The organism is Streptomyces sp. NPDC005262, from assembly GCF_042872425.1.
GTDB lineage: Bacteria > Actinomycetota > Actinomycetes > Streptomycetales > Streptomycetaceae > Streptomyces.
In genome coordinates this window covers 80,863-105,392 of record NZ_JBIAKK010000019.1, presented here as the reverse complement: position 1 = coordinate 105,392, position 24,530 = coordinate 80,863, and the positions used below count along the sequence as shown (strand labels likewise).

Here is a 24,530-nt window from a genome sequence, read left to right as displayed (position 1 = left end):
TGACGGATTGCGCAACTGTGCAACTTCGGGGCGGGGACGTACGTCTTTCTCCGTGGAAGGCGGAAAGCCGGACGGGTGAGGTGACCGATGACGGGCAGCCACAAGGTGGCGGCGGACTTACAACGGGGCAGTCGGCTGCGACGCACCGCGACCATGGGGCTGTCGTTCCTCATCCTGCTCGTTGCGGGCGTCGGCTGGGGCTACCTCAAGCTGACCGGCCAGATCGACACCTTCAGCGCGGACGGGATCTCCGGCGACCGGCCACCCTCCTCGTCGAACGGGCAGAACGTCCTCGTCATCGGATCGGATTCACGCTCAGGCGCCAACAGGAAGCTGGGCGGCGGCAAGGGCACCGTGGGCCGCTCCGACACCGCGTTCCTGCTCCATGTGTACCGCGATCACCGGCACGCGGTCGCAGTGTCCATTCCGCGTGACTCCCTCGTCGACATCCCGGCGTGCAAGACGCCCGACGGCAAATGGACCGCACCGCAGCACCACGTCATGTTCAACGGCGCGTTCTCGGTGGGGGACACCGCTGAGGGAAATCCGGCCTGCACCCAGAACACCGTGGAGCAGCTCACGGGCCTGCGCGTCGACCACACCATCGTCGTGGACTTCTCCGGTTTCGCCGCCCTGACGTCGGCCGTCGGCGGAGTCCCGGTCTGTCTGCCGCAGGACGTCTACGAGCGCGACCTCAGCCCGAACCGGCCCACGCGAGGCGCCCTGGTCTTCGCCAAGGGCCCGCAGACCGTCTCCGGGCAGCACGCGCTCGACTACGTCCGGATCCGGCACGGCATCGGCGACGGCTCCGACATCGGACGGATCAAACGCCAGCAGGCATTCATCGGCTCCCTCATCAAGAAGGTCAAGTCCCGGGGCATGAACCCCACCACCCTGTTGCCGCTCGCCAACGCAGCCACCGACGCCATGACCGTCGACCCCGGCCTCGGATCAGCCGACCGGCTGCTCTCGTTCGCCATGTCGATGAAGAACATCGATCTGCGCAACACCAAGTTCGTCACCGTGCCTTGGCGTTACGAGGGCGCGCGCGTCGCGATCGTCGAGCCGGACGCCGACGCGCTGTGGGCGGCGCTCAAGGCCGACCGGGCGATCGACGACCAGGATGCCGGCAGCAAGGGTGGGAGCGGCCGTGGCGGCACGGGTTCGGGTGAGGCGTCGCCGACTCGCGCCGCCCCGGCAGCGGTCTCCGGCACAGGCATCAGCCTGGCCGTCTACAACGGCACCACCGTGACCGGACTCGCCGCCCGCGCGGCCGAACTCCTGCGTGCCCACGGCTTCACCGTCACCGTCACGGCGAGCACGCAGGACCACACGTCGACCGTCATCGAATACGGGCCGGGCCTCCGGAGCCAGGCGGAGACCACCGCGCGGCTCTTCACCGGGGCGCGGACCACGGCCTCGGACACCCCGGGCATCCGAATGATCCTCGGCAGCTCGTACGCACAGAATCCGTCGCCCGCCACGTCCACGACCACGACGCCCGGCGCGGATGCGTCCACCGCCGGCGGGGTCCGGTCGGCGGACGAAGACCTGTGCGCCGACCTCTCGTACGGCTGACCGGTCCGATGCCCTCGAGCCGTGCGCAACTGCGGGCGGTCACAACCCCGTACGGAGCTGCAGCGCGGGGTGCCGAGGTGCCGCTGAAGCGCCCCTGCGGCCGGGGAGGTGGAGTCACCCGGGGCCGGTGCGGCCGGATCCTGCGGCCGCACCGCTTTCAGACTCCGAGGTCACGGAGGCGTACGCGCTGCGCGGGCGCGTGTCCGGCCCGTGCTGCGAGCTGGCCGACCATCAGGCACACGACCTTCACCACGTCGGGATCATCCACCAGATACACCTGACGGCGGCCCTCGCGCCGCGATCGCACGAGTCCGGCCAATTTCAGTTTCGTCAGATGCTGGCTCACCGACGGCAGCGTGCCGCCCACCAGCTCCGCAAGGCCGGTCACATCTCTCTCACCCTGTGACAGCGCCCAGACGATGTGCAGCCGCGCCGGCGTCGCCAGCAGTCCGAAGGCTGTGGCCGCCTCCGCCAGCACCTCCGCGGACGGATCGTCGAAGCCGCCGCCGGCACGTGTCGACACTCTCGCACTCCTGTCCGCCCGGACCGTCTCCCCACGCCCGAAGCGACCAGTGTAGGCGTCGGACGTGAAGGCCCCGCCTGACCGCACGACGACGCGGGGTTCGGGTCTGGCTGGAAGCAGGCTCCAATTCGGCTCAAACAGTGATCTCATACGAACATTGAGTGGTCTCTGTCCGGCCACTCCGGTCAAAATCCGATCACGTTGCTCGGGGTGGGGCCACTGCTTGCCATGCTGTCACCCGTACCGCAGCCCACAGATACCGAACCGAGCCCGTCAAGATGTCCCTGATCTGCGCTTTTCCATCTTGAGGCTCACGGTTGAGAGAAGTGATCGATGCCTTCCGAGGACGCTGACAGAACGGGCGGAGAGACGGTCGAGGGAGCGGCTGAGCCAGCTGCGGAGACCGATGCTCTCGCGCTGAAGATATTGGTCGCCGGAGGCTTCGGGGTCGGTAAGACGACTCTCGTCGGTGCGGTCAGTGAGATCCGGCCGCTGCGCACGGAGGAACTCCTCAGCGAGGCCGGACAGTCGGTCGACGACACCGACGGGGTGGATCAGAAGACCACCACGACCGTGGCCATGGATTTCGGGCGCATCACCATCCGGTCCGGCCTCTCGCTGTATCTCTTCGGCACACCGGGGCAGGACCGGTTCTGGTTCCTTTGGGACGAACTCTCCCAAGGGGCCCTCGGTGCGGTTGTGCTCGCCGACACCCGGCGGCTCGAAGACTGTTTCCCGGCCGTCGACTACTTCGAGCATCGCAGGATCCCGTTCGTCGTGGCCGTCAACTGTTTCGCGGGTGCTCGCGCCTACGGAGAGCGCGAAGTCTCCCGCGCCCTCGATCTCGACCTGGGGACACCGGTCGTGCTGTGCGACGCGCGCGACCGCGACTCGGGCAAGGAAGTCCTCATCCGCATGGTCGAGTACGCCGGCCGGATGCACACGGCGCGGCTCCTCGACTCGGTGGGCTGACCCTTCCTGTGCGACGTCGCGGATGCAGGGGGGCGCTTGCTCGTACGTGCGCTGTGCGCAAGGCTTACGCGCAACGTGGGAACGGGGACACGTACGGGGAACGCATGAGCGGGGAGGAGCGGGGAAATGGCGCTGGACAGGGGACTTGACTGGCTCCTTGACGATCTCACCGGCCGCGTCGAGCACATACGGCACGCCCTGGTGCTTTCGAACGACGGCCTGGTGACGGGAGCGAGTACGGGGCTGGTACGGGAGGACGCGGAGCATCTCGCCGCGGTCTCGTCGGGGCTGCACAGCCTCGCCCGTGGCTCGGGACGGCACTTCCGGGCAGGAAAGGCCAGGCAGACGATGGTGGAGTTCGACGACGCGCTCCTTTTCGTGACTGCCGCCGGAGACGGCAGCTGTCTGTGCGTGCTGACCGCGGCCGAGGCCGACGTCGGTCAGGTCGCGTACGAGATGACGCTGCTCGTGAACAAGGTCGGAGAACATCTCGGCGTCACCGCACGGCAGGGCGGCCATGGAGGAGTCAACCGGATCTGACCCTACGGAGCCCATCCGACCTGCACTTTTCGCCCGGCTGTGAGAGTTGTCCACAGGCCGGGCGAAAGTTTTCCGTCCGAGATAGCGTGATCACAGAGGGTTACGGATCGCGCAGAACCTCGCGGGGGAGGACGGCCATGGCTGTTACGGAAGCAGTGCGTACAGAGGTGCAGGGCGCTGAGGCTGCCGCCGACGCCACTGGCGGCACGGTGGCTGCGGGACGAGCAGCGCAGGAACTGGGTCTGAAGCGCGGTGAATTCGAACTCGCGGTGCACCTGGGCATCGTGCGCACCACAGCGGAGCAGGTCGGCGGCAGGCCCAGGGTGGGGCGGGAGGAGATCGACCGGCTCCGGTCGGAGGACGGCTTCCCGGACGCGGTGCGCGAACGGGTTCGTACGGTGGGTACGGCGGAAGGGGCACGCCTGCTCGGTATCAGTCCGGTCCGGTTCACCAGACTGGCCCGGGCCGGATGCATCACGCCGGTCACGTTCTATCTGAATCGGTATCGAGCGGTTGTCTGGCTCTATCTTGCCCAGGAAGTCGTCGGGTTCGCGGCCCGGGCTCCTCAATTGCTGGCCGGGAACAGCCCGGTCTGGATGAGGGCGCGGCTGGATGCAGGTACCGACTGGCGGGCGCGCAATTGGCGCGCACAACGGATCGAGCGGCTGCTGTGCCGGACGGAGGACCCCTGGCGGCGCGTGGCAGTTCTCGCGGGCGCGCTGGATCCCGTGCAGCTCGCAGAGGTGGTCGACGATCCGTACGAGCGCGCGTACCTCGCCAAGGTCCGGCCTGAGCCGGTCTTCGGGCCGCCGGGATCCGTCGCCGCTCGGGAGGTCATGGCGCAACTGATGCAGGCCGATGATCCGGACGAGATCCTCTGGCGGAGGATCAATCTGATCACGGAGCTGGACGGCGCACGGGCGTCGCGACAGGTTCCCCGTCCGGGAGACGACCATCGGCGAGTTCCCGTTCCCGTTCCCGTTCCCGTCTCGGACCCTGGTGCTGAGCCCCTGCTCGATCCCGCACCCGGACTGCTCGCCCGGCTCGGTCTGCGAAGGCGCGTCACGGGGCGCAGGACGGCTGGGAACGGGCTGTCGGTGAAGACCGTTGAATGAACCGGACACCACGGACACGATGGATGCGCAAGGAGAGAGGTGAGTCGTGGGGGAGAACAAGAGGCGGATGCTGGCCGGCGACTGGTACATCGCGGACGATCCCGAGCTGCGCGCGGAGACCGACCGGCGTATCGAACTATGCGAGGCCTACAACACCGCGGCGCGGGCAACACCCGGCGAGCGGCGCAAGATCCTGGAGGAGCTGCTCGGCGCCGTGGGCGCGGATGTCAATATTCGCGCACCGTTCTCCTGTGATTACGGCTCTCTCATCACCATCGGCCCGCGTACGTTCATCAACTTCGGAGCGGTCTTTCTCGACGCGGCGCCCATCACGATCGGTGCCGATGTACAAATCGGCCCGAACGTGCAGCTTCTCACCCCCAGCCATGAGTTGGACACCGAGCGCCGCCGTGCGGGCTGGGAGAAGGCGGACCCCGTGACGATCGGGGACAACGTATGGCTCGGTGGCGGGGTGATCGTCTGTCCCGGCGTGACCATCGGGGCGAATACCGTCGTCGGCGCAGGATCGGTCGTGACCAAGGACCTGCCGTCGGGAGTGCTGGCAGTCGGCAGTCCCGCGCGCGTCATTCGTATTCTCGACCCGGGAGAAGGGGAGCAAGCGCCTGCCGGGCGTGACGAATAAGGATTCGCGAAGGGCGCTCCGCACCGGCATTGTGTCCTCATGCTGATCAGGGAAGCCACCACCGAGGACTGGCCCGTCATCTGGCCGTTCTTCCACGAAATCGTTGCCGCCGGGGAGACGTTCACCTACCCGCTCGAGCTGGGCGAGGACGACGCCCGCGACTGGTGGCTCTTGAAGGAGCCGAACCGTACGGTCGTCGCGGTCGACGACGACGGGACCGTCCTCGGTACGGCGAAGATGAACAACAACCACATGGGTAACGGCAGGCACATTGCCAGCGCCAGCTACATGGTCGACCCCGAACACTCCGGTCAGGGAGTGGGCCGGGCGCTGTGCGTGTACACGGTGGAGTGGGCTCGCTCGGCGGGGTTCCGGGCGATGCAGTTCAACGCCGTCGTGGAGACCAACCACTACGCGGTGCGGCTCTACCGCTCACTCGGGTTCGAGATCCTGGGGACCCTGCCCGAAGGGTTCAACCACCCGAAGCACGGGTTCGTCGGACTGCACATCATGCATCGCGCGCTCTGACTTGGGAGGCCCGCATTCGGGCTGTCGGCAGGGCTGCTGCGCCCCGGGCCGCTCTCGGGCCGGGGGACCCGGCGGTCCGACGCTCTACGTTCACTTCACGCCACAGCTCGACGGGTCGCGGCGCCTGGAGAGTGTCCGGCATGTACCAACCCGAGGTGATGTGGTGACAGTTGTGATCTAGCGTGGCGCATGGGTCGGTTGCGCGAACAGTTATGGGGGGCAGTACTGTGCGCTCCACCGCCATTGGGGCGATGAAACATGTGGAGGAAGAATCCATGACCATACCCAGGAGATCGTGGCGTGCCGCGGGGACATACGCGGCCGTTGCGGTTGCCGGCCTGACCGGCGCGGTCCTCTGCGCCGGACCGGCCGCAGCTCACACCCCCACCTGGGCCGTGACCTGTACTGATGTGAGCCTTGACCTGACCGCCTACAACGGTGGCGTCACCAACCAGGTGACCGTCACCGTCGACGGAAAGGACCTTCTGTCCACCGAGACGTTCGGTCGGGAGTTCCACAAGAAGCTCGAGCTGCCTCAGCACGACAAGGAACTGACGGTCCACCTGGTCGTCAAGGCCGGTGACGGCGACCAGTACTCGAAGGACGAGACCAAGACGGCGCCGGTGTGTGAGGACAACACCCCGAAGCCCACGCCGACGGTGTCCGAGTCGAAGCCGGCCGAGAAGCCGACCACTGCGGCGCCCACCCCGAGTGCCACCCCGAGCGAGAGCTCCCCGGAGACCGCGCCCGCCGCGGCCTCGCCGAGCCCCAGCTCGCCCGACCTGGCCGAGACGGGTTCGTCGTCGGCCACCCCCATCATCGGTGGTGCGGCTGTCGCCGTGCTGCTGGCCGGTGGCGGCATCATGTGGTCCGTGCGCAAGCGTCGCACCGCACAGCACTGACATAGCTCAGTGGTCCTCTGATCCGTAGTGCGGGACCGCGCCACGGACCATGAGGCGAGGGGCGTGCCGCATCACGCCATGCGTGGCGGCGCGCCTCTCAACTGGGGCCTTCAGAAGGGTCCACGGACTCCTCCGGGTCGGGCGGCTTCACGGGCGCACCGGGTTCGGAAGACCGGCTCGACGTCCGGACCCGGGCAGTGGAGGCGGATGGTGCCGACGGTCCGATCTCGCACCAGACGGCCTTTCCTTCGCCGCGCGACTCGATACCCCAGCGGATGGCGATGGCGTCCAGGAGCAGCAGGCCGCGTCCCGATGTCGCCGTTTCGCCGGGAGTTCGCCGCCGCGGCCAGGCACTGGAACGGTCCTGCACCGACAGCCGCACCCGCCGGACGGGTTTCGGAAGGACCTCCAGCGTGAGCACCGCCCCGCCGTCCGTGTGCAGCAGCACGTTCACCAGCAGCTCACCGGTGATCAGTTCGGCATCGTCGGCGAATTCGGCCAGGTTCCAGTCGTCCAGCGCCTGGCGCACCATCGCCCGGGCTTCGGAGAGCCCCTCGGGATCCGCCTGGTGGATGTACTGGTGCAATCGCGGCGCTCGCGGCGACCCTGGATCCGGACTGCGCCGCAGCACCAGCAGCGCGACATCGTCCCCCGCGCCCCAGCGCTCCCAGAGCTGATCCGACAGATGGTCGGCCAGCGCCTGCGCGCGCGTGGGCCCTGCGCGCACCTCGTGGACCAGCGCACGGACACCCGCATCGATGTCGGCTCCCGGCTCCTCCACGAGGCCATCGGTGTACAGGACGAGCGTTTCGCCGGGCACCAGGTCGAGACGGGTCTCCGGGTACTCCTCGTGCTCGAAGGCGGTGGAGATCCCCAGCGGCAGCCCGCCCCGTACCTGTGGAAGGCCGATCCGGCCGTCCGTGTGCCGGATCAGCGGACCGAAGTGCCCGGCGCGGACCATGCGCACGGTCCCCGACGCGAGATCGACCTGCGCGTACGTACACGTGGCGAAGCGGTCCGTGTCCAGTTCGGCGAGGAACCGCGAGGCCCGGGCCAGCACCGTGGCCGGCGGGTGCCCCTCGGCGGCGTACGCGCGCAGGGCGATTCGCAGCTGGCCCATGATGGCGGCGGCGTGGGTGTCGTGGCCCTCCACGTCGCCCACCACGATGCCGAACCGGTTCTTGTGCAGGGGGATCACGTCGTACCAGTCGCCGCCGACCTGCCGCCCGCTCCACGCAGCGTGGTAGCGCACGGCGATCTCGCCACCCTTGATCTCCTGGATCTGCCGGGGAAGCATCGCCGACTGCAGCCCCGTGGCGAATTCGCGCTCCTCGTCGAAGAGGGTCGCGCGTTGCAGCGACTGGGACACGATGGCCGCGAGCCCCAGACACAGATTGCGCTCGTCGGCGTTGAAGGCCGTGCGCTCGTGATAGAAGAGCGCAAGCCCGCCCAGCGTACGCGCCTGTGCGACCAGTGGCAGATACGCTGCGGCACGGAACTTCAACTGGTCCGCGTACGGCTCCAGCGCCGGGTAGCGCCGGGTGAGTGCGCCGACCGAGGTCGCGAACCGTGGCCGGCCGCTGAGGATGGTATCGGCCAGGGGGAATCGAGGGTCGAGATTCCTGGCCGCGACCTCGCTTATCGCCTCCGGGGCGTCGCCGCTCAACGCGATGACGTTGAGCACGGTGTTCTCGATCAGCGCGAGTGCGAGCCCGTCGGCGCCGAGCCTGGCGAGTCCGCCCGGGCCGGTGAGCGCGGCGGTCACGTCGTCCACGGTCACCGCGCGCGCCATTGCGCTCGTTGTGCGTTCAACGATGCTGGTCTGGCGCTGGCGGCGTTTCTCCAGGTCCAGTACGAAGGCCGAATGGGTGATCTCCGCCGTCGCATCCCGTACGACTCCGATGATCCGGTGCGCCCGTCCGTCGTCAGTGCGCAGGACCCGCGCCTGGATATGGGTCCACTGGTGCGTGCCGTCGTCGAGCGGGACCTGAAAGTGGATGCTGTACGAGTTGCTGGTGCCGTGGATGGCCTCGTCGGCCGCGAGTTCCAGCCGGGTCCGCTCCACCGGTTCGAGCCGCTCCAGCAGGGCCCCCGGGCGAGGGGTGAAGTTGTCCGGGTCCACTCCGAAGACCAGCAGGCCGGCCACGTCGATGTCCAGCGTCCGCGCGTCCAGGTCCCACTCGAAGCTGCCCGTGCGGTTCAGCGCAAGCCGCTCCGCGGTCCCGGTCTCGCCGTCGTGGCGCCGGTCGAGCTGCACGCGGGGGTCGTCGGAGTCTGGCTTCCGGTCATTGTCGGTCATTCCTGCTCCGGAGATCGTCCGGCGGGACTGGCGGGCAGTGCGGCCTGTGTGCGGTGCTCGTGTACGCCTCAATTGTCGAACCGGTCGCAGATGACTGCCACAGCGGACGACGCCCCGCGGCGCCTCCGACGCCCCTTACCGCCCCCTGCTCCCCGCCCACGGCACCCCCTGCCGCCCCACCCCGCCACCCACCACGCACAATGAACAGCAGAAGATCGTCCGTGACCGGCGGACGGTACGGCACAGGGGCTGACCGGAGCGCACTCATGAACAACCAAGACCCCGTCCTGCTGCATACCGAGGGCCGCATCCGGCACATCACGCTCAACCGGCCCCGGGCGATCAACGCGCTGACCCATCCCATGGTGCTCCGCATCGACGAAGCCCTCGCCGCGGCGGAACGCGACGACTCGGTCACCGCTGTGCTGCTCAGTGGGGCGGGGGAGCGCGGTCTGTGCGCCGGGGGCGATATTCGCGCCATCTACGAGGACGCCCGAGCGGGCGGCAGCACATCGGTGGACTTCTGGCGCGACGAGTACCGGCTCAACGCCCGTATCGCACGCTTCACCAAGCCGTACGTCGCACTCATGGACGGCATCGTGATGGGCGGCGGCGTCGGGGTGTCGGCCCACGGCAGCGTCCGTATCGTCACGGAGCGCTCACGCGTCGCGATGCCGGAGACCGGTATCGGCTTTGTGCCCGATGTCGGCGGAACCCACCTCCTCGCCTCCGCACCCGGTGAGCTCGGTACCCACCTGGCGCTCACCGGGGACGCGGTCGGCGCGGGCGATGCGCTGCTGTGCGGCCTCGCCGACCACTTCGTCCCGGCCGAGCACCTGGTGGAGCTCACCCGGGATCTCGCCGGGAGCACAACGTCTGCCGAGGTGATGGCGACTGCGCGGCGCCACGCCACAACCTCGCCCGCCGGTGAACTGGCCGGGCACCGAGGCTGGATCGACGCCTGCTACGCGGCGGACTCGGTCGAGGAGATCGTCGACCGCCTCCAGAACAGCGGCGTACCCGCCGCGAAGGAGACCGCCGAAACGCTTCTCGCCAAGTCGCCCACCGCACTCAAGGTGACTCTAGCCTCGGTACGCGGCGCACGGCGTCTCGGCAGCCTGGAGGCGGTGCTCGACCAGGAGTTCCGCGTCTCCTGCGCCGCCTTCACCAGGCCGGATCTGGTCGAGGGCGTGCGCGCCCAGATCATCGACAAGGACCGCAACCCGCAGTGGAGCCCGCCCCGGCTCGCCCAGGTCCGCCCGGCGGACGTGGCGGGCTTCTTCGAGCCGCTCGGAGACCGCGAACTCGGCCTCGCCCTCGATGCCTCGGCCAAGGGCTGAAGCACGAGGCAGGCCGCGCAAAGTCCGTCGGCCTGTCAGCCTGCCCGGCTGTCGTGCTGGTCAGCGACCGCTGCCGGACATGCTCGGTTGAAGGGACCGTACGAGATCGAAGAATCTGGCCTCGTTGCCGCAGAGCCCCGCACGCCGCAACGCGCCGTCGGCCTCGGCCATCGGAGAGGCGAGCAGCGACAGGTAAAGCGGCGCCTGGTCCTGGTCCGCGAGGGCTGCCCGAGTCGCCTCCAGTAACCGGACGTACGCCTGGGCCGCAGCGATCTCGTCATTGTGCATTTCAGCATCTCCCGGTCAGAGGTGTCGGACCATCAAGCATCCCTCATGGGTCTGACAACGCGGTTCGGGACTGCGCTGCGTGGACGTCCAGGGCCGTTCCGTAGAGACGGGAGACCCGGATACGAATCACCACGCGTCGGTCTGCCACGGCCTGCGCCAGGAATGCGGCCTCTTCCTTCTTGTCGTCGAACCCCGGTGTCATGGCGAGCAGTTCACGGCCGGTCGCATCACCGGGAACGGTGGTCTCCTCCGAGACCTCCGCATCGCCCTCGGCGACGGCGAACGAGAAGACGTCCGGCCCCTGTACATGCAGGGCGGAGTGCGGCGCGTTTCGCAGCCGGCGCACCTTCAGCCGGTCGGCCGTGGCGGAAATGCGTACGACGCGCTCCACGGGATGCCAGTCGTACAGCACCGTGGACAGATGCGGGTGGCCGCTGCGCCTGACGAAGGAGAGCACTCCGAACTGCTGATCGCGCAGAAGTCGTGACAGTTCGTCATCGGTGAGCTCGCGGGGTGTGGGCCCGGCGCCCGGCTGCTGCTCGTCCTTCGCTGTTCCTTCCGTGTTCGCGTTCATGAGGCGACCTTTCGTCGGCAGTGGTCGTGAAGGAAGAGGCGGGGAAGCGGTGGGTCAGACAGTCGCGGCGTCACTCCCTGGGGCGGCGACGGGCGTCGGCCTGTGCGGGCGCAGTACCGCGAGCGCGACGACGAAGGCGGCGACGAGGAAGCCGGCGCCGACCACGAACGCCAGGTGGTAGCCGCCGGTCAGCGCCGCTGCCCGGCTCTGCCCGTCCACGAGCAACTGGTCGGTCCGGGAGGCCGCCAGCGTGGAAAGCAGTGCGATGCCCACGGCCATGCCGATCTGCTGGGTGGTGCTGAACAGTCCGGACGCGAGCCCGGCGTCCTCGGGCTTCGCGTCGGACATGCCGAGCGTGGTCAACGCCGGGAGCGCGAGGCCGAAGCCGGCCGCGAGCAGCATCACCGGAAGCAGATCGCTGAGGTAGTGGGCATGGACGGGTACGCGCGCCAGCAGCCCCAGCACCCCGATTAGCAGCACGAGTCCGGCCAGCAGCACGCGTCGCTCGCCGAAGCGCGCGTTGAGACGGGCCGAGACGCCGAGGGACACCATGCCGATGACGGCCGCTGCCGGAAGCATGGCGAGCCCGGTCCGCGCGGAACCGTAACCGAGGACCTTCTGCAGATAGAGCGCGACCAGAATCTGGAACGAGAACAGTGCGGCGACCATGAGCAGTTGGACCAGGTTGGCACCCGCGACCGCGCGCGACCTCAGGATCCGCAGAGGCATGAGCGGAGTTCCGGCGCCGGCCTGGCGGGTGATGAACGCGCCGAGCAGGACGGCGGCCGCCGCGCCGAGGCCGAGTGTGTGTGCCGATGTCCAGCCGTGTTCCTCGACCTTGACGACGGTGTAGATCGTCAGCATCAGCCCAGCGGTGACCAGGAGCGCCCCGATGACGTCGGCTCCGGCGCGGAGGCCGAGACCGCGGTCGGCGGGCAGCGCGGGCACGGCGATGGCGAGGGCCGCGAGCCCGATCGGCAGGTTGATGAAGAAGATCCAGTGCCAGCTGAGGGCGTCGGTGAGGACCCCGCCGAGGACTTGACCGATCGACGCACCGGCCGCACCGGTGAAGCTGAACACGGCTATGGCGCGGGCACGTTCCCGGGGTTCGGTGAAGAGTGTCACGAGGATGCCCAGGCCGACGGCGGATGCCATCGCGCCGCCGATGCCCTGCAGGAACCGGGCGGTGATGAGCAGCGCGGGTGTGGTGGCGAGGCCCGCCAGCAGTGATGCGACGGTGAACACCGCGGTGCCGGCCAGGAACATCCGCTTGCGGCCGAGCAGGTCGCCGAGCCGTCCCGCGAGCAGCAGCAGGCTGCCGAACGCGATCAGGTAGGCGTTGACGACCCAGCTCAGTCCGGCCGGGGTGAACCCCAGGTCGTTCTGGATGGCCGGCATGGCCACGGTGACGATGGAGCCGTCGAGGATGATCATGAGCATCCCCGTCGCGATCACCCCGAGGGCCAACCGGCGGGAGCGGGCTGTGGGGGCAGGTGCCGTGGTCGGGACAGCGGGCGCGGGGCGAGCGGAAGGAGCGGACATGCGGTCTCTCCTGTCGTATGAAGTAACAGGAGAGAAGTTAGCAGATGGTTTCGTTGCAGACTATTTGTTGCGGGTCGATCGGTGACCGCTACCCGCGCTGACGAGCCCGACGAACTGTCTGCGGACTCTCGGAGGGAGTGGCCAAATGACCGTCCACCAGGCGCTGCATCGCTCGCAGCAGCACCTCGCGCTCGTCCTGGGGGAGGGAGTCGAGCGCCCGCTCGTGCACCCCGTCGACAATCTTCTGACTCTCCTCGGCGACCCGCGCACCCTTCTCGGTCACCGCGATGATCCGCGCGCGGCGGTCCTTGCTGGACGGGCGGCGCTCGGCGAGGCCGGCCGTCTCCAGGGCGTCGACCGTCACGACCATCGTGGTCTTGTCCATGTCGCCGATCTCGGCGAGCTGGATCTGGGTCCGCTCCTCCTCCAGGGCGTGGACCAGGACACAGTGCATGCGCGCCGTGAGCCCGATCTCGGCGAGCGCTGCCGCCATCTGGGTCCGCAGAACATGGCTGGTGTGATCCAGCAGGAAAGAGAGGTCCGGTTCGGTCCGGGCGGGTGCCATGGCAGTCATGCGGCCCAGGGTAATCGCGATTCGGTCCGTGGTGGATTATCCGGCAGCTGGTCTATCCGGGGCAGCCCTCGGTCCTTGTGGCCGGCGGTACGGGCGGGCTACGGCAGGTTGCGACGCACCAACGCACGGGCGAACGGTTCCCCGGAGGTGCGGGCGTATGCCATCCGCTCGCGCACCTCGCTCATGGTGCGCGGACGGTAGCCGGGACCGCCGCAGCAGCTCTTGTGGAAGCGGATGCCCGCATGCAACAGGACCGAGAACGTGCGCCAGGCATCCGTGTCCCGGCGCCGCGGTGTGGCGAAGGCCGATCCGACGTGGATCAAGGACTGCGCGCAGCGCGGGCAGATTCGGTCGTGGTCTCCCGTGTAGCGCTGCTTGTACGCGGCCCGGCAGGGCAGACAGACGTACGAGGTCTTCGCGTGTGGCATGCGGGGAGCGTAGACCCTGACCGGCCCGGCGGCGAGGGGAATTCGGCGGGGCGGACGGGTCGCACCCCGACCTGATGCGGTTACGTTGCGCGGGGCCGCTGAACCGCCAGCCCGGCCCGGTGGTTCGCACCGGCGCCGAGCGGGCGGTCCGCGTCGTCCCCGAAGTGCAGCGGGCGACCGGTCGGCAGCCTCCTGCGCTTCCTGTCACGTCATCCCGTGTACTGGGCGAACACCCGCGTGTAGTCCCACGCCTGCTGGCTCACGCCGGAACAGGTGTCGGCTCCGCCGCCCGTGCAGGGCCGGTCACGGTTCACCGACCAGAAGGTGAGCCGCGCCAGGTGGTGCTGCTGGGCGTAGGCGAGGACGGTGCGGAAGTCGTCCACCGTCACCGTCTCGTTGTCGTCGGTGATGCCGTTCATCGACGAGATGCCGATCGAGCGGTAGGTCTGGTCGTCGCTGTATCCGTACGCGTTCTTGACCGCGGTCTTCAGGCCCTCGGCGGCACGTGTGGTGAGCGTCCCCATGTTCTGTCCGGCGCCGCCGAAGTCGAAGGGCATGATCGTCCAGCTGTCGACGGTCAGCCCCGCGGAGGCGGCCCTGTTGATCAGGCTGGTGTCGGGGCCGCTCTGGCCGGTACCGAAGGTGACGTACACCTTGATGCCCGGATTGTTGGCCTTGATGGTCTTCAGTGCGTCGACCGTGCGTTGCTGGACCGTGGCGTTGCTGTAGGCGTCCGCCTCGATGTCGATGTCGATCGCCTTGAGACCGTACGCGTTGATGACCTTCTGATACGCGGCGGCGAGCTCACCCGCGCTGGAGCAGGAGCTCTCCAGCTTGTTGCCGCTCCAGCCGCCGAAGGACGGGATGACGTCCCCGCCGGCGCCGCGCACGGTGTTGATGGTCTGCTGGTCGACGCCGCCCGTCAGCGGCCGGCCGCCGTCCCACTGCGGGTTGCAGTAGCCGTTGCTGAGCACGAAGGCCAGGGTGAACCACTTCACGCCGGTCGCGTTCATGACGGTCGTCGGACTGGGCGGGCTGCCCCAGCCGTTGTACAGATACGGTGCCACGGCCATCGTTCCACCCGGCGTGGGGGTGCCGCCGTCCGAAGGTGCCGTCCACTTCTGGTTGGCGGTTCCGGCGCAGGTCCAGATCTGGAGCCGGGTGCCGTTGGCGGAGGAGTTGCCGGTGGCATCCATGCACTTGTCGGCCTGGACGTTCACGATGTCGTGTGCGGTGGAGACGGACCACTTCTGGTTGGCTCCGCCGCTGCAGTCCCACAATTGCAGCTGCGTGCCGTTGGCGGTGCCGTTGTCCTTGGCATCGAGGCACTTGCCGAGCGCGCGGATCGTACCGTCGGTGCCGACGGTCCACTGCTGAGCGGTGGTTCCGTTGCAGTCGTAGAGCTGGACCGCTGTTCCATTGGCGGCGGAGGCACCCGCCACGTCGACGCACTTGCCGCCCAGTCCGGTGATCGCGCCCGTGGCGGTGGCCGCGGCACTGGCCGTGGCGGGCAGGGTGACGAGCGAGGCTCCGGCGGCGAGTAGGAGGGCTGCCGGGAGTGCGAGCGGCCCGAGGCGGCGGCGGGAGACGGGGGAGGGGCTCATGCGGCGTTCACCGTCCACTTCTGGTTGGCGGTTCCGGCGCAGGTCCAGATCTGGAGCCGGGTGCCGTTGGCGGAGGAGTTGCCGGTGGCATCCATGCACTTGTCGGCCTGCACGTTCACGATGTCCCGGGCGCCGGACACCCCCCACCGCTGGTTGGCTCCGCCGGTGCAGTCCCAGAGCTGGAGCTGGGCGCCGTCGGCCGTGCTGTTGTCCTTGACGTCGAGGCACTTGCCGAGCGCGCGGATCGTACCGTCGGTGCCGACGGTCCACTTCTGGGCGGCGGTTCCGTTGCAGTCGTAGAGCTGGACCGCTGTTCCGTTGGCGGCGGAGGCGCCTGCCACGTCGACGCACTTGCCGCCCAGCCCCGTGATGGTGCCGCCGGATCCGCTGTCACTGGTGGTGACGTGCACGTAGTCGACGACGAGCTGTTTCGGGAAGGCGGTGCTGCCGTCGGGGTCGCCGGGCCAGTAGCCGCCGACCGCGAGGTTCATGATGATGAAGAACGGCTTGTTGAACACCCAGCTCTTGCCACCGAGGTCGGCCGGTGTACGCCGCTGGTAGACATTGCCGTCCACGGACCAGGTGATGGAGTCGGGGGCCCAGTCCACCGCGAAGGTGTGGAACGCGTCGGCGAACGCCTGGCCGCCGGGGAGGGAGTAGCCGGCCCCGATGCCGCCGGAGCCGGAGTACCCGGGACCGTGGATGGTGCCGTGGACCGTGCCTGGCTCGAAGCCGACGTTCTCCATGATGTCGATCTCGCCGCTGTTGGGCCACCCGACGCTGCCGAGGTCGTCGCCGAGCATCCAGAACGCGGGCCACATGCCCTGGCCGCGCGGGATCTTCATCCTCGTCTCGACGTGCCCGTACGTCGAGGTGAACTTGCCGGCCGTATTCAGCCGGGCCGAGGTGTACTCGCACCGGCCGTACCAGCACTGGTAGTTGCCGGGGTTGTCCTTGCGGGCGGTGATGACGAGATTGCCCTGGCCGTCGAGGGCGGCGTTGCTGTTGCCCGCCGTGTAGAACTGCCGCTCGTGGTTGTTGACGTTGTCGCCGGTCTCCGTCTGCCACTTGCTTCCGTCGACAGCCGATCCGGCCGGACCGTTGAAGTCGTCGGAGAACGTTGTCGCTGCGGCCGCGGCGGCGACGCGCGGTTCGGGCAGAGGGGCGGCGCCTGCGGGGGCGGCGGCGCTCACCGCGCCCGAACAGCACAGCAGGGCAACGAGGTACAGCGCCGTCCGACGCCGTCTGGGGGTTCGCACAGTCATCACATCACTTCATGGTGGGGGCATGCTCATGACAGATTGCACGCTGAACCGGCGCCCGGGTGACGTTCGGTCCCGACGCTTAATTCATTTCTTGATTTAAGTGTTGGCACGAGGGGGCGTCAAGAAGCTGGTACAGACCTTCTGTTGACGGACCGCGCCACCGACGTGTTCAGGACTTGAACGCCACCGTCATGACTCGACCTCCAGGAACCTGCGGCGCCGCGGCCCCCGGTACAGCAGCGCCGTCCACCCCAGCCGTCCCAGCGCGGCCGCACAGCGGGTCAGCTCGGCCTCTTCCTCGTGCGCGGCCCCGCTGCCCGGCGGACCGAGCCACTCCACCCGTACGACGCCGGGCGCCTCGCCCTCCTGCACGCGATACCCGGACGCGATCCGCTGCCCGGACGCGTCGACGGCCGAAGGACTGCGGCCGTCCGCCTCCAGCGCCAGGGCCACCGCCCGTACCGTCCGACGGAGCTCCCACTCGGCAGGCGCGCCCTCCGGGTCCTCTCGGCCGGTATTGGTCAGCCGCCGGATCTGCAGCAGCCCCTCGAACGCCGCCCGTACCGACGCGGCACGCTTCTCCGCAGGACCCGGAGGCAACGGGCCGTCCCCGGTGGCCGGTTCGAACCCGGTGTCATGGCCGTTCCCGCTGCTCATCCGCGTCCCTTCACCCGAACCCGCCCTCCTGCCAGTGTGCGTCGCCCCACCGACAGCGGGCCGCGCCGATCGCCCTCCAGCGGCTGCACCGTTGCGACGGGCCCCGAGCCGAGCACCTTCCCGGGATTCAGGATGCCGTGCGGGTCCAGGGCCGCCTTCACCGCGTGATGCATCCCGAGCACGGCGGGCCCCAGCTCCTTGTCCATACCGCGCATCTTCAGCAGCCCCACCCCGTGCTCGCCCGTGACGGTCCCGCCGAGGGCGATCGCGTCGTCGAGGATGTCCTCGAAGGCCAACTGGGCGCGCGCACGCGCAGCCTCGTCGCCAGGCCTCGCGATGATCAGCGGATGCAGATTGCCGTCACCGGCATGCGCGATATAGGCGACCAGTATGTCGTGCCGGGCCGCGGTCTTCCCGATCCGGGCCAACATTTCCGGCACCGCGGTCCGTGGCACGCAGGCATCCTCGGTGAGCACCGGACCGAGCCGCTCCAGAGCCGGACAGGCCAGCCGTTGCGCCTGGAACAGCGCGTCCGCCTCCCGCTGATCCGTGGAGACCACGGCCCAGGTGGCGCCCGCCCGCTCGAAGCAGTCCCGGACCAGCTCGGCCTCGGCGTCGCCCTCGGCGCCCGGGGTGTCGACCCGGCCGAGCAGCACCACATCCGCGTCGGCGGACAGCCCCATCATGCAAGCCTTCATCATCGCGCGCACCGCTTCCGGCTTGTCCGGCGGGGGACAGGCACAGGAAGCGAGGCTGTCCGTCCGCGTGCGCCTCGGCCTGTGGGACCTCGGTAAGCTCGACCGTCCAGCACTCCGAACGCCAGAGGATCCACCGCACCGTGTCCGACAACGCCCGGGGCTCCGGCACCGACCGCACCCACGACCGCACCGAGCCGCGCGGCGACGGCCCCGACCGTGCCGACCTGCACGCCGACTGCGCGAACTGCTTCGGACTGTGCTGCGTCGCGCTGACCCTGACCCGGTCGGCGGACTTCGCGGTCGACAAGGACGCCGGGCAGCCCTGCCACAATCTGCAGGACGACTTCCGCTGCGGCATTCACACCGAACTGCGGACCCAGGGCTTCCCCGGCTGCACGGTGTACGACTGCTTCGGTGCCGGCCAGAAGGTCTCCCAGGAGACGTTCGACGGACTGGACTGGCGGCAGGCCCCGCAGACCGCCCAGCAGATGTTCCAGGTGTTCCCGGTCATGCGGCAACTCCACGAACTGCTCTGGTATCTCACCGAAGCCCTGACACTGCAGGCGGCCCGCCCTCTCCACGGCGAGATACGGCGCGCCGTCGACACGACCGAACGTCTCACCCACGTCACACCCGACGCGTTCGCCGACCTCGACGTCGCGGGACACCGGGACGACGTCGCCGCGCTGCTGCTGCGGACCAGCGAACTAGTACGGGCCACCGTCCCCCGCAGGAAGAAGCGCAACCACCGGGGCGCCGACCTCATCGGCGCCCGGCTCAAGGGCGCCGACCTGCAGGGGGCCGACCTGCGTGGCGCCTATCTCATCGCCGCCGACCTCACCGGCGCCGATCTGCGTCTCGCCGACCTCATCGGCGCGGATTTCCGGGACGCCGAACTGTCCGGAGCCGACCTGACCGGGAGTCTGTTCCTCACGCAGGCGCAGCTCAACGCGGCGCGGGGCGACGCTGCCACGAAACTTCCGCCGTCGCTCCGTCCCCCCACGCACTGGGACAAGTGACCGACGGCACCTGCCCTCCGGCCGGCGTCGCGAACGGTTGACGTCCGTGGCTCGTTGCACAGTGTGGCGTACCGCAAGACCCATCGACGCCCGGACCGAGGAGCCCCGTACATGCCCAGCCGCACCGAGACCGGCCGCAGAGACCCCGGCGACCCCAGCCGCACCGACGCGAGCCGTACCCGCTTGATCGAGCAGCTCATGGAACGGTTCCCGCATGTGCCGCGCGAGGCCGTCGTGAAGGAGGACCTGCTGCGCGGCGGCGTGGCCTTCGACGAGTCCGCGCTCAGCGACAACGAGGACGGCGACGTCAAGCCGAAGTCGTACTTCATCTTCTCCTTCGACCACGGCACCTTGCCCGAGCTGGGCGCGGCCGCCCTGCGCCGCCCGCCGGAGGAGATCGTGCTCACCGGAGGCCCGTACGAGCTGCGCCGCACGGTCGTGTCGGTACGGGTGAACCCGGCGTCGCCTTACCGTGTCGCGGCCGACGCGGACGGTGTCCTGGGGCTGTACCTGGACGGCAGGCGGATCTCGGACGTGGGCCTGCCGCCGATGCCGGACTACTACCGGCACACGCTCGCCAACGGCAAGTCGGTGATGGAGGTGGCGCCCACCATCCAGTGGGGCTACCTCGTCTATCTGACGGTCTTCCGCGTCTGCCAGTACTTCGGTGCGAAGGAGGAGTGCCAGTACTGCGACATCAACCACAACTGGCGCCAGCACAAGGCGGCGGGACGCCCGTACACCGGTGTGAAGCCCGTCGAGGAGGTGCTGGAAGCGCTCGCCATCATCGACCGGTACGACACCGCGAAGACCTCCACCGCCTACACCCTCACCGGTGGCGCCATCACCTCCCACATCGGCGGCCGCGACGAAGCCGACTTCTACGGGCAGTACGCCAAGGCCATCGAGGAGGCCTTCCCCGGCCGCTGGATCGGCAAGGTCGTCGCGCAGGCCCTCTCGAAGGACGACGTCCAGCGCTTCCACGACTACGGCGTCCAGATCTACCACCCCAACTACGAGGTGTGGGACCGCCGGCTGTTCGAGCTGTACTGCCCCGGCAAGGAGCGCTATGTCGGCCGGGACGAATGGCACCGACGCATTCTGGACTCCGCCGAGGTCTTCGGTGCCCGGAACGTCATTCCCAACTTCGTGGCGGGCGTGGAGATGGCCGAGCCGTTCGGCTTCACGACGGTCGACGAAGCCATCGACTCGACCACCGAGGGACTGCGGTTCTTCATGTCGCACGGCATCACTCCGCGGTTCACCACCTGGTGCCCGGAACCCACCACGCCGCTCGGGAAGACCAACCCGGACGGGGCGCCGCTGGAGTACCACATCAGGTTGCTGGACGCTTACCGCTCGACGATGGAGGAGTTCGGGCTCAGCTCGCCGCCCGGCTACGGTCCGCCCGGACCCGGTCGCGCCGTGTTCTCCGTCAGTTCGTTCATGGACAGCCTGCCGGCCGCCCCGGACGACGGTCAGTAGACCCGGGTTCGGACGATGGGCGCCGGGCCGGTCGGTCGTCGTGCAACGCCCGTGCATGGCAGGCGCGTTCGCGCACGACTTCGGCGAAGCCCGGCACCGGGGCGTTGTCCGTGCCGTCGGCCCACACGGGATTCGGCCGGTGCGGTCCGAGCGGAATCGGAGGCGGAAGGGGGGCACCGGCGAACGCGCCGTCGGTACCCGCCCCCGCCCTGCCGACCGGCAGCACGAGGGTGGGCCTGGGCGGTGTCAGGCGCGCCACTCCGCCGTACGTTCCGGCGAGGCGTCGGTGAGCGCCTTCGCGATGGTCTCGGCATCGCCCTGGTTGCCGTAGACGGGAGTGCCCGGCTGCTGGCGCCAGGACTCGTCCAGACCGCCCGCATCCACCGTGTCGAAGCCCAGTTCGTCGATGAGGTCGCGCACGGTCTGCTTGGCGGCCGCGTCGTCGCCGGCGACCGGCAGGGCCTGCCGGCCGGGGCTGCCCTTCGGAAGAGCCTTGGAGAGGAGGTCATCCGCATAGGTCCCGTTGAACGCCTTGATCACCGGGTGCCCGATCTGTTCCTCGGTCCACCTGCTCTCCGGCAGCCCGTCCTCGATGGCGGCGACACGGCCGTCGCGCTGCTGCGGGTAGTAGTTGCCGGTGTCGATCACCACGACGTCCTCCGCGGCCCCGTTCAGGAACCCGGCGGGCAGGTTCGGGACTGCCTTCACCGGGATGGTGACGACCACGACCCGGGCGCCCTGTGCCGCCTCCGCCGCGGTGACCGGGGTCGCTCCGGTCTCCTCGGCGAGCGCGGTGAGTGTGTGCGGGCCGCGGGAGTTGGCGATCGACACCTCGTGGCCCAGCGCGGTGAGACGCCTGGTGAGGTTGCCGCCGATGTTGCCCGCTCCGATGATTCCGATCTTCATGGATCCGACCTTCCGATGGTGCGTGCGGTGTGCAATGCGGTCTCGCCGCTTCACCAACTCCTCGGCTTCGGTACCTATTCCGGGTGGCCGGAAGACTGTGCGCCCGGTCGGCCGCACGGGTGAGGACCGGCACCTGCGGGCACGTAGAACAAGAAACGGAACCGAAGAGCCCACTTGAAGGCGGAACCCATGCTGCATGGCGTCGATGTCAGCTCGTATCAGTCGTCCTTCGACACGGATGGACTGGACTTCGTTTTCATCAAGGCGACCGAGGGCCGTTCGTACGTCAATCCGCAGCTGGCTTCGCAGGTCAAGCGGGCGAGGGACGCTTCATGCGTGGTCGGCTTCTATCACTTCCTGTGGCCGGGCAATCTCAAGGCGCAGGCGGAGTACTTCGTGAGCAAGGCCCCGGAGAAGGCCGGTGACCTGCTGGCCGTCGACTGGGAGACGACCGGCGACGGAACGCGTGCGACCAACGCCGAGAAGGATCGCTTCATTCGCGAGGTCAAGCGTCTCCGGCCGGACCACCGGGTTCTGCTGTACTGCAACCGGAACTTCTGGCTGAATTTCGACACCACGTCGTACGCCGGTGACGGCCTGTGGATCGCCGACTACGTGACCGCGGGCAAACCACGTATCGAGGCGACCTGGCGCATCCACCAGTACACCGACGATCCGCTGGACAAGGATGTGGCCGCCTTCGCGTCGCGCACCGCGATGCGCGACTGGGCCCGGCCCTGAGTGCCGTGCCGTAATCCCTGGCAAACGCGCGACGTCGGCTACGGCACCTCGCCGCGTTGTCGGAACGCCCGAATGCTCCCGTTATGGGTATGCTCCTCCGCCTTGCGATGCACCGCAGCTGACGCTGCACGCTGATCCACCGGGGATTACGGGACGGCTCTAGGGGCGCTCGGCCTTTCGGCCCGGCGATCGGGAAACGCGCAGCCCCAGACGCGTCCGCGTCCAACGGACCAGCGAATACCGGCCATCGTGGCCTTTGGGATCCTGCCCACGGGCGGCCCGGGGCGTCGACTCCCGGCCGGTCGCACGCACCCGCGACCGGTGAGGCGCCAAGTCGCTGACCCGATCAGCGGACCCGGTGCGGCAGACTTCTTCGGTGACCACAAATGCGGCTCAACCACCACGAGACCGCGCGCTCGGGCGCGGCATCACGACTCTCATCCCGCAGGCCGCGACTGCCACCCCGGCGGAGCAGGCGGCCGCCGTGCTGGCAGGGATGCAGAGCGTTCCGGTACGGATCGGCGTGCTCCAGGCAGCCGTGGTGCTGCTGGAGGAACGGGTGCGTACGACAGAGGACGACTCGGAGCGCAGAGCGGCGGCGACGACCGTGGCCATGCTCCGTGGCGCGATCGGCCAGGCCGGCTGAACTGCCGCCATGCCGCCATGCCGTCTCCCGGTGCGGATCGGCGTCTGCGGCACCGCGGCCAGGAAGGCCGGCGGCAGGAAGCCGAAGAGCGCCCGATGACACGGCCGATGCAGGGCCTGAGGCCCGATCGCCCCAAGGGCTCGATATCAACCACCGGCCGCGCGACTCGTCATGCCCCCGAGGACTGGTCCGCCGGCGGCCGCGCCAAGTGCACCGGGCGCGACCTCGCCGTCCCCGGACGCTGAGCGCGCCCCGGGCTGCTCGTCGGCGGTCGGCCGGCGGCCCGGAAACGTGCTCGCGTGCTTCCAGCCGTCGCCGGAGGCCATCGCCGATGCCGCGAGCCACGCACGGTGCTGAGCGCGGCCCGCGGCCTGTCGGAGGGGCGGTGATGCGGCTTCCGGACGGTTCAGACGCCGACGGTGGTCTCGAACGTGCCGCGTTCCTGGGCGAGCTGGTACCAGCGGTCGGCGAGGGCATTCGGGTCGCCCTCGCCCGAGCCGGGGATGATCGGCACTCCGATGCAGAGGTGGCCGACGTAGACGCCTTCGCCGGCGAGGTCCTTGTTCAGGCCCTGAGCCCAGGAGCGCAGGCCGGCCAGGGCGATGCCGGCGTTGCTCATGCCGGGGATGGGGGCGACGGCGGTGGTGCCGGTGGTGAACAGCAGAGCACCGTCGCCTGCCGCACGCATCGCCGGCAGGACCGCGGCGGCCGCGGTGAGGGCGCCGCCGACGAGCATGTCGAACATGGGGCGCACGGATTCGGCGGTGGTGTCGGCCGCGGCGGTGAACCCCAGCGCCTTCAGGTCGGGCATTCGGCCGGTCTCGGTGGGGAAGGCGGGTGCCGGGCTGTAGGAGAGCACGCCGATCCGCCCGAGTTCCTCGGCGGCCGTGTTCAGCGCGCCGGTCAGGCCCTTCTCGTCGGTGACGTCGGCCGGGTAGCCGCGGGCGGTGATGCCGTCAGCCGCCAATGAGTCGGCGAGGCCCCGCAGCTTCTCACCGTTACGTGAAATCAGGGCCACGGGGTGCCCGGCGGCACCGAAACGGCTGGCGATCGCGCGGCCCAGGCCCGGCCCGGCGCCGACGACAGCAACCGTGGAAAGTGTGGAAGGCATGCTGCTACCTCGCTTGGTTACGATGAGTACGTAGCCCCACGGTAGAGAAGTGTCGAAGACCTCACAAAAGGCACATGAATGTTCGCAGAGCACACCGCTGACACCGACGGCATCGCCGCACCGCACCCGTGCGAGACATGGCCCGACAACGGCCGCGGCTTCCGCGAGACCCTCGATCGGATCGGCGACAAGTGGTCGGTCCTCGTCATCGGCATCCTCAGCCACGGGCCCCTGCGGTTCGGCACTCTGCACAAACGGGTCCCCGGCATCTCCCAGCGCATGCTGACACTCACCCTGCGCCATCTGGAACGCGACGGAGTCGTCTCCCGCACCGTCTACGCCGAGGTACCCCCACGCGTCGAGTACCAGCTCACCCCGCTCGGTGAGGGCCTGCGCGCCACGGTCCACGCGCTGGCCCAGTGGGTCACGGACCACAACGAGGAGATCGAGAACGCGCGCCGCCGCTACGACACGGCGTGACGCGCCGTCTCTGCAGGTGCCCGTCGCGTCGTCCATGTGGTGGCGGACCAAACCGCCCGCAGCGGGTGTCGC

Annotated in this window: 25 protein-coding genes and 1 pseudogene; 13 read left to right on the top strand and 13 right to left on the bottom strand. The window is 69.1% G+C overall.

Annotated elements, in window-relative coordinates:
* Positions 1 to 87: 87 nt before the first annotated feature.
* Positions 88 to 1,578: an LCP family protein gene (locus ACFYP5_RS33205; protein ID WP_389042740.1), complete on the top strand. Its 1,491-nt coding sequence runs from the start codon at positions 88 to 90 to the stop codon at positions 1,576 to 1,578.
* 157 nt (positions 1,579 to 1,735) lie between these two features.
* Here ACFYP5_RS33205 and ACFYP5_RS33200 read toward each other — a convergent pair whose 3' ends face one another.
* On the bottom strand, positions 1,736 to 2,101 hold the full coding sequence (locus ACFYP5_RS33200) for an ArsR/SmtB family transcription factor (protein ID WP_389042738.1): 366 nt from the start codon (positions 2,099 to 2,101) through the stop codon (positions 1,736 to 1,738).
* 333 nt (positions 2,102 to 2,434) lie between these two features.
* Between ACFYP5_RS33200 and ACFYP5_RS33195 the strand changes: the two genes are divergently transcribed.
* The 6 genes from ACFYP5_RS33195 (at position 2,435) to ACFYP5_RS33170 (ending at position 6,801) form a co-directional block, all read left to right on the top strand.
* Complete coding sequence (locus tag ACFYP5_RS33195; protein WP_030978628.1) at positions 2,435 to 3,073, top strand: ATP/GTP-binding protein; 639 nt, start codon at positions 2,435 to 2,437, stop codon at positions 3,071 to 3,073.
* Positions 3,074 to 3,199: 126 nt separating this feature from the next.
* Entirely contained in the window at positions 3,200 to 3,613 is a 414-nt protein-coding gene (locus tag ACFYP5_RS33190; RefSeq protein WP_389042736.1) for a roadblock/LC7 domain-containing protein, read from the top strand.
* Positions 3,614 to 3,750: 137 nt separating this feature from the next.
* On the top strand, positions 3,751 to 4,728 hold the full coding sequence (locus tag ACFYP5_RS33185; protein WP_389042734.1) for a DUF6397 family protein: 978 nt from the start codon (positions 3,751 to 3,753) through the stop codon (positions 4,726 to 4,728).
* 46 nt (positions 4,729 to 4,774) lie between these two features.
* Complete coding sequence (locus ACFYP5_RS33180) at positions 4,775 to 5,371, top strand: sugar O-acetyltransferase (RefSeq protein ID WP_389042732.1); 597 nt, start codon at positions 4,775 to 4,777, stop codon at positions 5,369 to 5,371.
* 39 nt (positions 5,372 to 5,410) lie between these two features.
* Positions 5,411 to 5,899, top strand: a complete 489-nt coding sequence (locus ACFYP5_RS33175; protein WP_389042730.1) for a GNAT family N-acetyltransferase — start codon at positions 5,411 to 5,413, stop codon at positions 5,897 to 5,899.
* 275 nt (positions 5,900 to 6,174) lie between these two features.
* Positions 6,175 to 6,801: an LAETG motif-containing sortase-dependent surface protein gene (locus ACFYP5_RS33170; RefSeq protein ID WP_389042728.1), complete on the top strand. Its 627-nt coding sequence runs from the start codon at positions 6,175 to 6,177 to the stop codon at positions 6,799 to 6,801.
* 97 nt (positions 6,802 to 6,898) lie between these two features.
* Here ACFYP5_RS33170 and ACFYP5_RS33165 read toward each other — a convergent pair whose 3' ends face one another.
* Positions 6,899 to 9,100, bottom strand: a complete 2,202-nt coding sequence (locus ACFYP5_RS33165) for a SpoIIE family protein phosphatase (RefSeq protein WP_389042726.1) — start codon at positions 9,098 to 9,100, stop codon at positions 6,899 to 6,901.
* Between the two features lie 266 nt (positions 9,101 to 9,366).
* Here ACFYP5_RS33165 and ACFYP5_RS33160 point away from each other — a divergent pair, with 266 nt between their 5' ends.
* Positions 9,367 to 10,440 (top strand): enoyl-CoA hydratase/isomerase family protein, encoded by a 1,074-nt coding sequence (locus ACFYP5_RS33160; RefSeq protein WP_389042724.1) that lies wholly within the window; start codon positions 9,367 to 9,369, stop codon positions 10,438 to 10,440.
* 60 nt (positions 10,441 to 10,500) lie between these two features.
* Here the strand turns inward: ACFYP5_RS33160 and ACFYP5_RS33155 are convergent, their stop codons facing one another.
* The 9 genes and pseudogenes from ACFYP5_RS33155 to ACFYP5_RS33115 all read right to left on the bottom strand — a co-directional run.
* Complete coding sequence (locus ACFYP5_RS33155; RefSeq protein WP_389042722.1) at positions 10,501 to 10,728, bottom strand: hypothetical protein; 228 nt, start codon at positions 10,726 to 10,728, stop codon at positions 10,501 to 10,503.
* 43 nt (positions 10,729 to 10,771) lie between these two features.
* Positions 10,772 to 11,302: a pyridoxamine 5'-phosphate oxidase family protein gene (locus ACFYP5_RS33150; protein ID WP_389042720.1), complete on the bottom strand. Its 531-nt coding sequence runs from the start codon at positions 11,300 to 11,302 to the stop codon at positions 10,772 to 10,774.
* Positions 11,303 to 11,356: 54 nt separating this feature from the next.
* A complete protein-coding gene (locus ACFYP5_RS33145) occupies positions 11,357 to 12,844 on the bottom strand; it encodes an MFS transporter (protein ID WP_389042719.1) in 1,488 nt (495 codons plus the stop codon).
* An 88-nt stretch (positions 12,845 to 12,932) separates the two neighbouring features.
* Positions 12,933 to 13,418: a MarR family winged helix-turn-helix transcriptional regulator gene (locus ACFYP5_RS33140; protein WP_389042717.1), complete on the bottom strand. Its 486-nt coding sequence runs from the start codon at positions 13,416 to 13,418 to the stop codon at positions 12,933 to 12,935.
* 98 nt (positions 13,419 to 13,516) lie between these two features.
* A complete protein-coding gene (locus tag ACFYP5_RS33135) occupies positions 13,517 to 13,846 on the bottom strand; it encodes a deoxyxylulose-5-phosphate synthase (RefSeq protein ID WP_389042715.1) in 330 nt (109 codons plus the stop codon).
* A 209-nt stretch (positions 13,847 to 14,055) separates the two neighbouring features.
* Positions 14,056 to 15,450, bottom strand: a complete 1,395-nt coding sequence (locus tag ACFYP5_RS33130; RefSeq protein ID WP_389042713.1) for a ricin-type beta-trefoil lectin domain protein — start codon at positions 15,448 to 15,450, stop codon at positions 14,056 to 14,058.
* Positions 15,447 to 16,709, bottom strand: coding sequence for a family 16 glycosylhydrolase (locus ACFYP5_RS33125; RefSeq protein WP_389042817.1), 1,263 nt, complete (start codon positions 16,707 to 16,709; stop codon positions 15,447 to 15,449). The genes ACFYP5_RS33130 and ACFYP5_RS33125 overlap by 4 nt, the downstream gene beginning before the upstream one ends.
* 195 nt (positions 16,710 to 16,904) lie before the next feature.
* A complete protein-coding gene (locus ACFYP5_RS33120) occupies positions 16,905 to 17,372 on the bottom strand; it encodes a hypothetical protein (RefSeq protein WP_389042712.1) in 468 nt (155 codons plus the stop codon).
* Positions 17,369 to 18,055: pseudogene (locus ACFYP5_RS33115) on the bottom strand (FAD-binding oxidoreductase); the annotation flags it as partial. The gene ACFYP5_RS33120 and the pseudogene ACFYP5_RS33115, both read right to left, overlap by 4 nt.
* Before the next feature lie 155 nt (positions 18,056 to 18,210).
* Here ACFYP5_RS33115 and ACFYP5_RS33110 point away from each other — a divergent pair.
* Positions 18,211 to 19,089 (top strand): pentapeptide repeat-containing protein, encoded by an 879-nt coding sequence (locus ACFYP5_RS33110; protein ID WP_389042710.1) that lies wholly within the window; start codon positions 18,211 to 18,213, stop codon positions 19,087 to 19,089.
* A 111-nt stretch (positions 19,090 to 19,200) separates the two neighbouring features.
* Complete coding sequence (locus tag ACFYP5_RS33105; protein ID WP_389042708.1) at positions 19,201 to 20,574, top strand: radical SAM protein; 1,374 nt, start codon at positions 19,201 to 19,203, stop codon at positions 20,572 to 20,574.
* Between the two features lie 246 nt (positions 20,575 to 20,820).
* On the opposite strand, the gene ACFYP5_RS33100 is transcribed toward ACFYP5_RS33105, so the two are convergent.
* Entirely contained in the window at positions 20,821 to 21,678 is an 858-nt protein-coding gene (locus tag ACFYP5_RS33100; protein WP_389042707.1) for an NADPH-dependent F420 reductase, read from the bottom strand.
* Here ACFYP5_RS33100 and ACFYP5_RS33095 point away from each other — a divergent pair.
* Together ACFYP5_RS33095 and ACFYP5_RS33090 are read left to right on the top strand one after the other, a co-directional pair.
* On the top strand, positions 21,670 to 22,221 hold the full coding sequence (locus ACFYP5_RS33095) for a glycoside hydrolase family 25 protein (RefSeq protein ID WP_389042705.1): 552 nt from the start codon (positions 21,670 to 21,672) through the stop codon (positions 22,219 to 22,221). The two genes, ACFYP5_RS33100 and ACFYP5_RS33095, sit on opposite strands and share 9 nt — an antisense overlap.
* 376 nt (positions 22,222 to 22,597) lie before the next feature.
* On the top strand, positions 22,598 to 22,867 hold the full coding sequence (locus ACFYP5_RS33090) for a hypothetical protein (protein WP_389042703.1): 270 nt from the start codon (positions 22,598 to 22,600) through the stop codon (positions 22,865 to 22,867).
* Between the two features lie 406 nt (positions 22,868 to 23,273).
* Here the strand turns inward: ACFYP5_RS33090 and ACFYP5_RS33085 are convergent, their stop codons facing one another.
* A complete protein-coding gene (locus ACFYP5_RS33085) occupies positions 23,274 to 23,978 on the bottom strand; it encodes an SDR family NAD(P)-dependent oxidoreductase (RefSeq protein ID WP_389042701.1) in 705 nt (234 codons plus the stop codon).
* A gap of 78 nt (positions 23,979 to 24,056) precedes the next feature.
* On the opposite strand from ACFYP5_RS33085, the gene ACFYP5_RS33080 reads away from it, so the two are divergent.
* A complete protein-coding gene (locus ACFYP5_RS33080) occupies positions 24,057 to 24,458 on the top strand; it encodes a winged helix-turn-helix transcriptional regulator (protein WP_389042699.1) in 402 nt (133 codons plus the stop codon).
* Positions 24,459 to 24,530: the final 72 nt, after the last annotated feature.

Coding starts and splice junctions, on each gene's coding strand:
- ACFYP5_RS33130 (WP_389042713.1), bottom strand. CDS start 15,450: ATGAGCCCCTCCCCCGTCTCCCGCCGCCGCCTCGGGCCGCTCGCACTC.
- ACFYP5_RS33085 (WP_389042701.1), bottom strand. CDS start 23,978: ATGCCTTCCACACTTTCCACGGTTGCTGTCGTCGGCGCCGGGCCGGGC.
- ACFYP5_RS33195 (WP_030978628.1), top strand. CDS start 2,435: ATGCCTTCCGAGGACGCTGACAGAACGGGCGGAGAGACGGTCGAGGGA.
- ACFYP5_RS33185 (WP_389042734.1), top strand. CDS start 3,751: ATGGCTGTTACGGAAGCAGTGCGTACAGAGGTGCAGGGCGCTGAGGCT.
- ACFYP5_RS33155 (WP_389042722.1), bottom strand. CDS start 10,728: ATGCACAATGACGAGATCGCTGCGGCCCAGGCGTACGTCCGGTTACTG.
- ACFYP5_RS33080 (WP_389042699.1), top strand. CDS start 24,057: ATGTTCGCAGAGCACACCGCTGACACCGACGGCATCGCCGCACCGCAC.
- ACFYP5_RS33170 (WP_389042728.1), top strand. CDS start 6,175: ATGACCATACCCAGGAGATCGTGGCGTGCCGCGGGGACATACGCGGCC.
- ACFYP5_RS33145 (WP_389042719.1), bottom strand. CDS start 12,844: ATGTCCGCTCCTTCCGCTCGCCCCGCGCCCGCTGTCCCGACCACGGCA.
- ACFYP5_RS33160 (WP_389042724.1), top strand. CDS start 9,367: ATGAACAACCAAGACCCCGTCCTGCTGCATACCGAGGGCCGCATCCGG.
- ACFYP5_RS33175 (WP_389042730.1), top strand. CDS start 5,411: ATGCTGATCAGGGAAGCCACCACCGAGGACTGGCCCGTCATCTGGCCG.
- ACFYP5_RS33165 (WP_389042726.1), bottom strand. CDS start 9,100: ATGACCGACAATGACCGGAAGCCAGACTCCGACGACCCCCGCGTGCAG.
- ACFYP5_RS33095 (WP_389042705.1), top strand. CDS start 21,670: ATGCTGCATGGCGTCGATGTCAGCTCGTATCAGTCGTCCTTCGACACG.
- ACFYP5_RS33205 (WP_389042740.1), top strand. CDS start 88: ATGACGGGCAGCCACAAGGTGGCGGCGGACTTACAACGGGGCAGTCGG.
- ACFYP5_RS33105 (WP_389042708.1), top strand. CDS start 19,201: ATGCCCAGCCGCACCGAGACCGGCCGCAGAGACCCCGGCGACCCCAGC.
- ACFYP5_RS33120 (WP_389042712.1), bottom strand. CDS start 17,372: ATGAGCAGCGGGAACGGCCATGACACCGGGTTCGAACCGGCCACCGGG.
- ACFYP5_RS33150 (WP_389042720.1), bottom strand. CDS start 11,302: ATGAACGCGAACACGGAAGGAACAGCGAAGGACGAGCAGCAGCCGGGC.
- ACFYP5_RS33100 (WP_389042707.1), bottom strand. CDS start 21,678: ATGCAGCATGGGTTCCGCCTTCAAGTGGGCTCTTCGGTTCCGTTTCTT.
- ACFYP5_RS33140 (WP_389042717.1), bottom strand. CDS start 13,418: ATGACTGCCATGGCACCCGCCCGGACCGAACCGGACCTCTCTTTCCTG.
- ACFYP5_RS33190 (WP_389042736.1), top strand. CDS start 3,200: ATGGCGCTGGACAGGGGACTTGACTGGCTCCTTGACGATCTCACCGGC.
- ACFYP5_RS33135 (WP_389042715.1), bottom strand. CDS start 13,846: ATGCCACACGCGAAGACCTCGTACGTCTGTCTGCCCTGCCGGGCCGCG.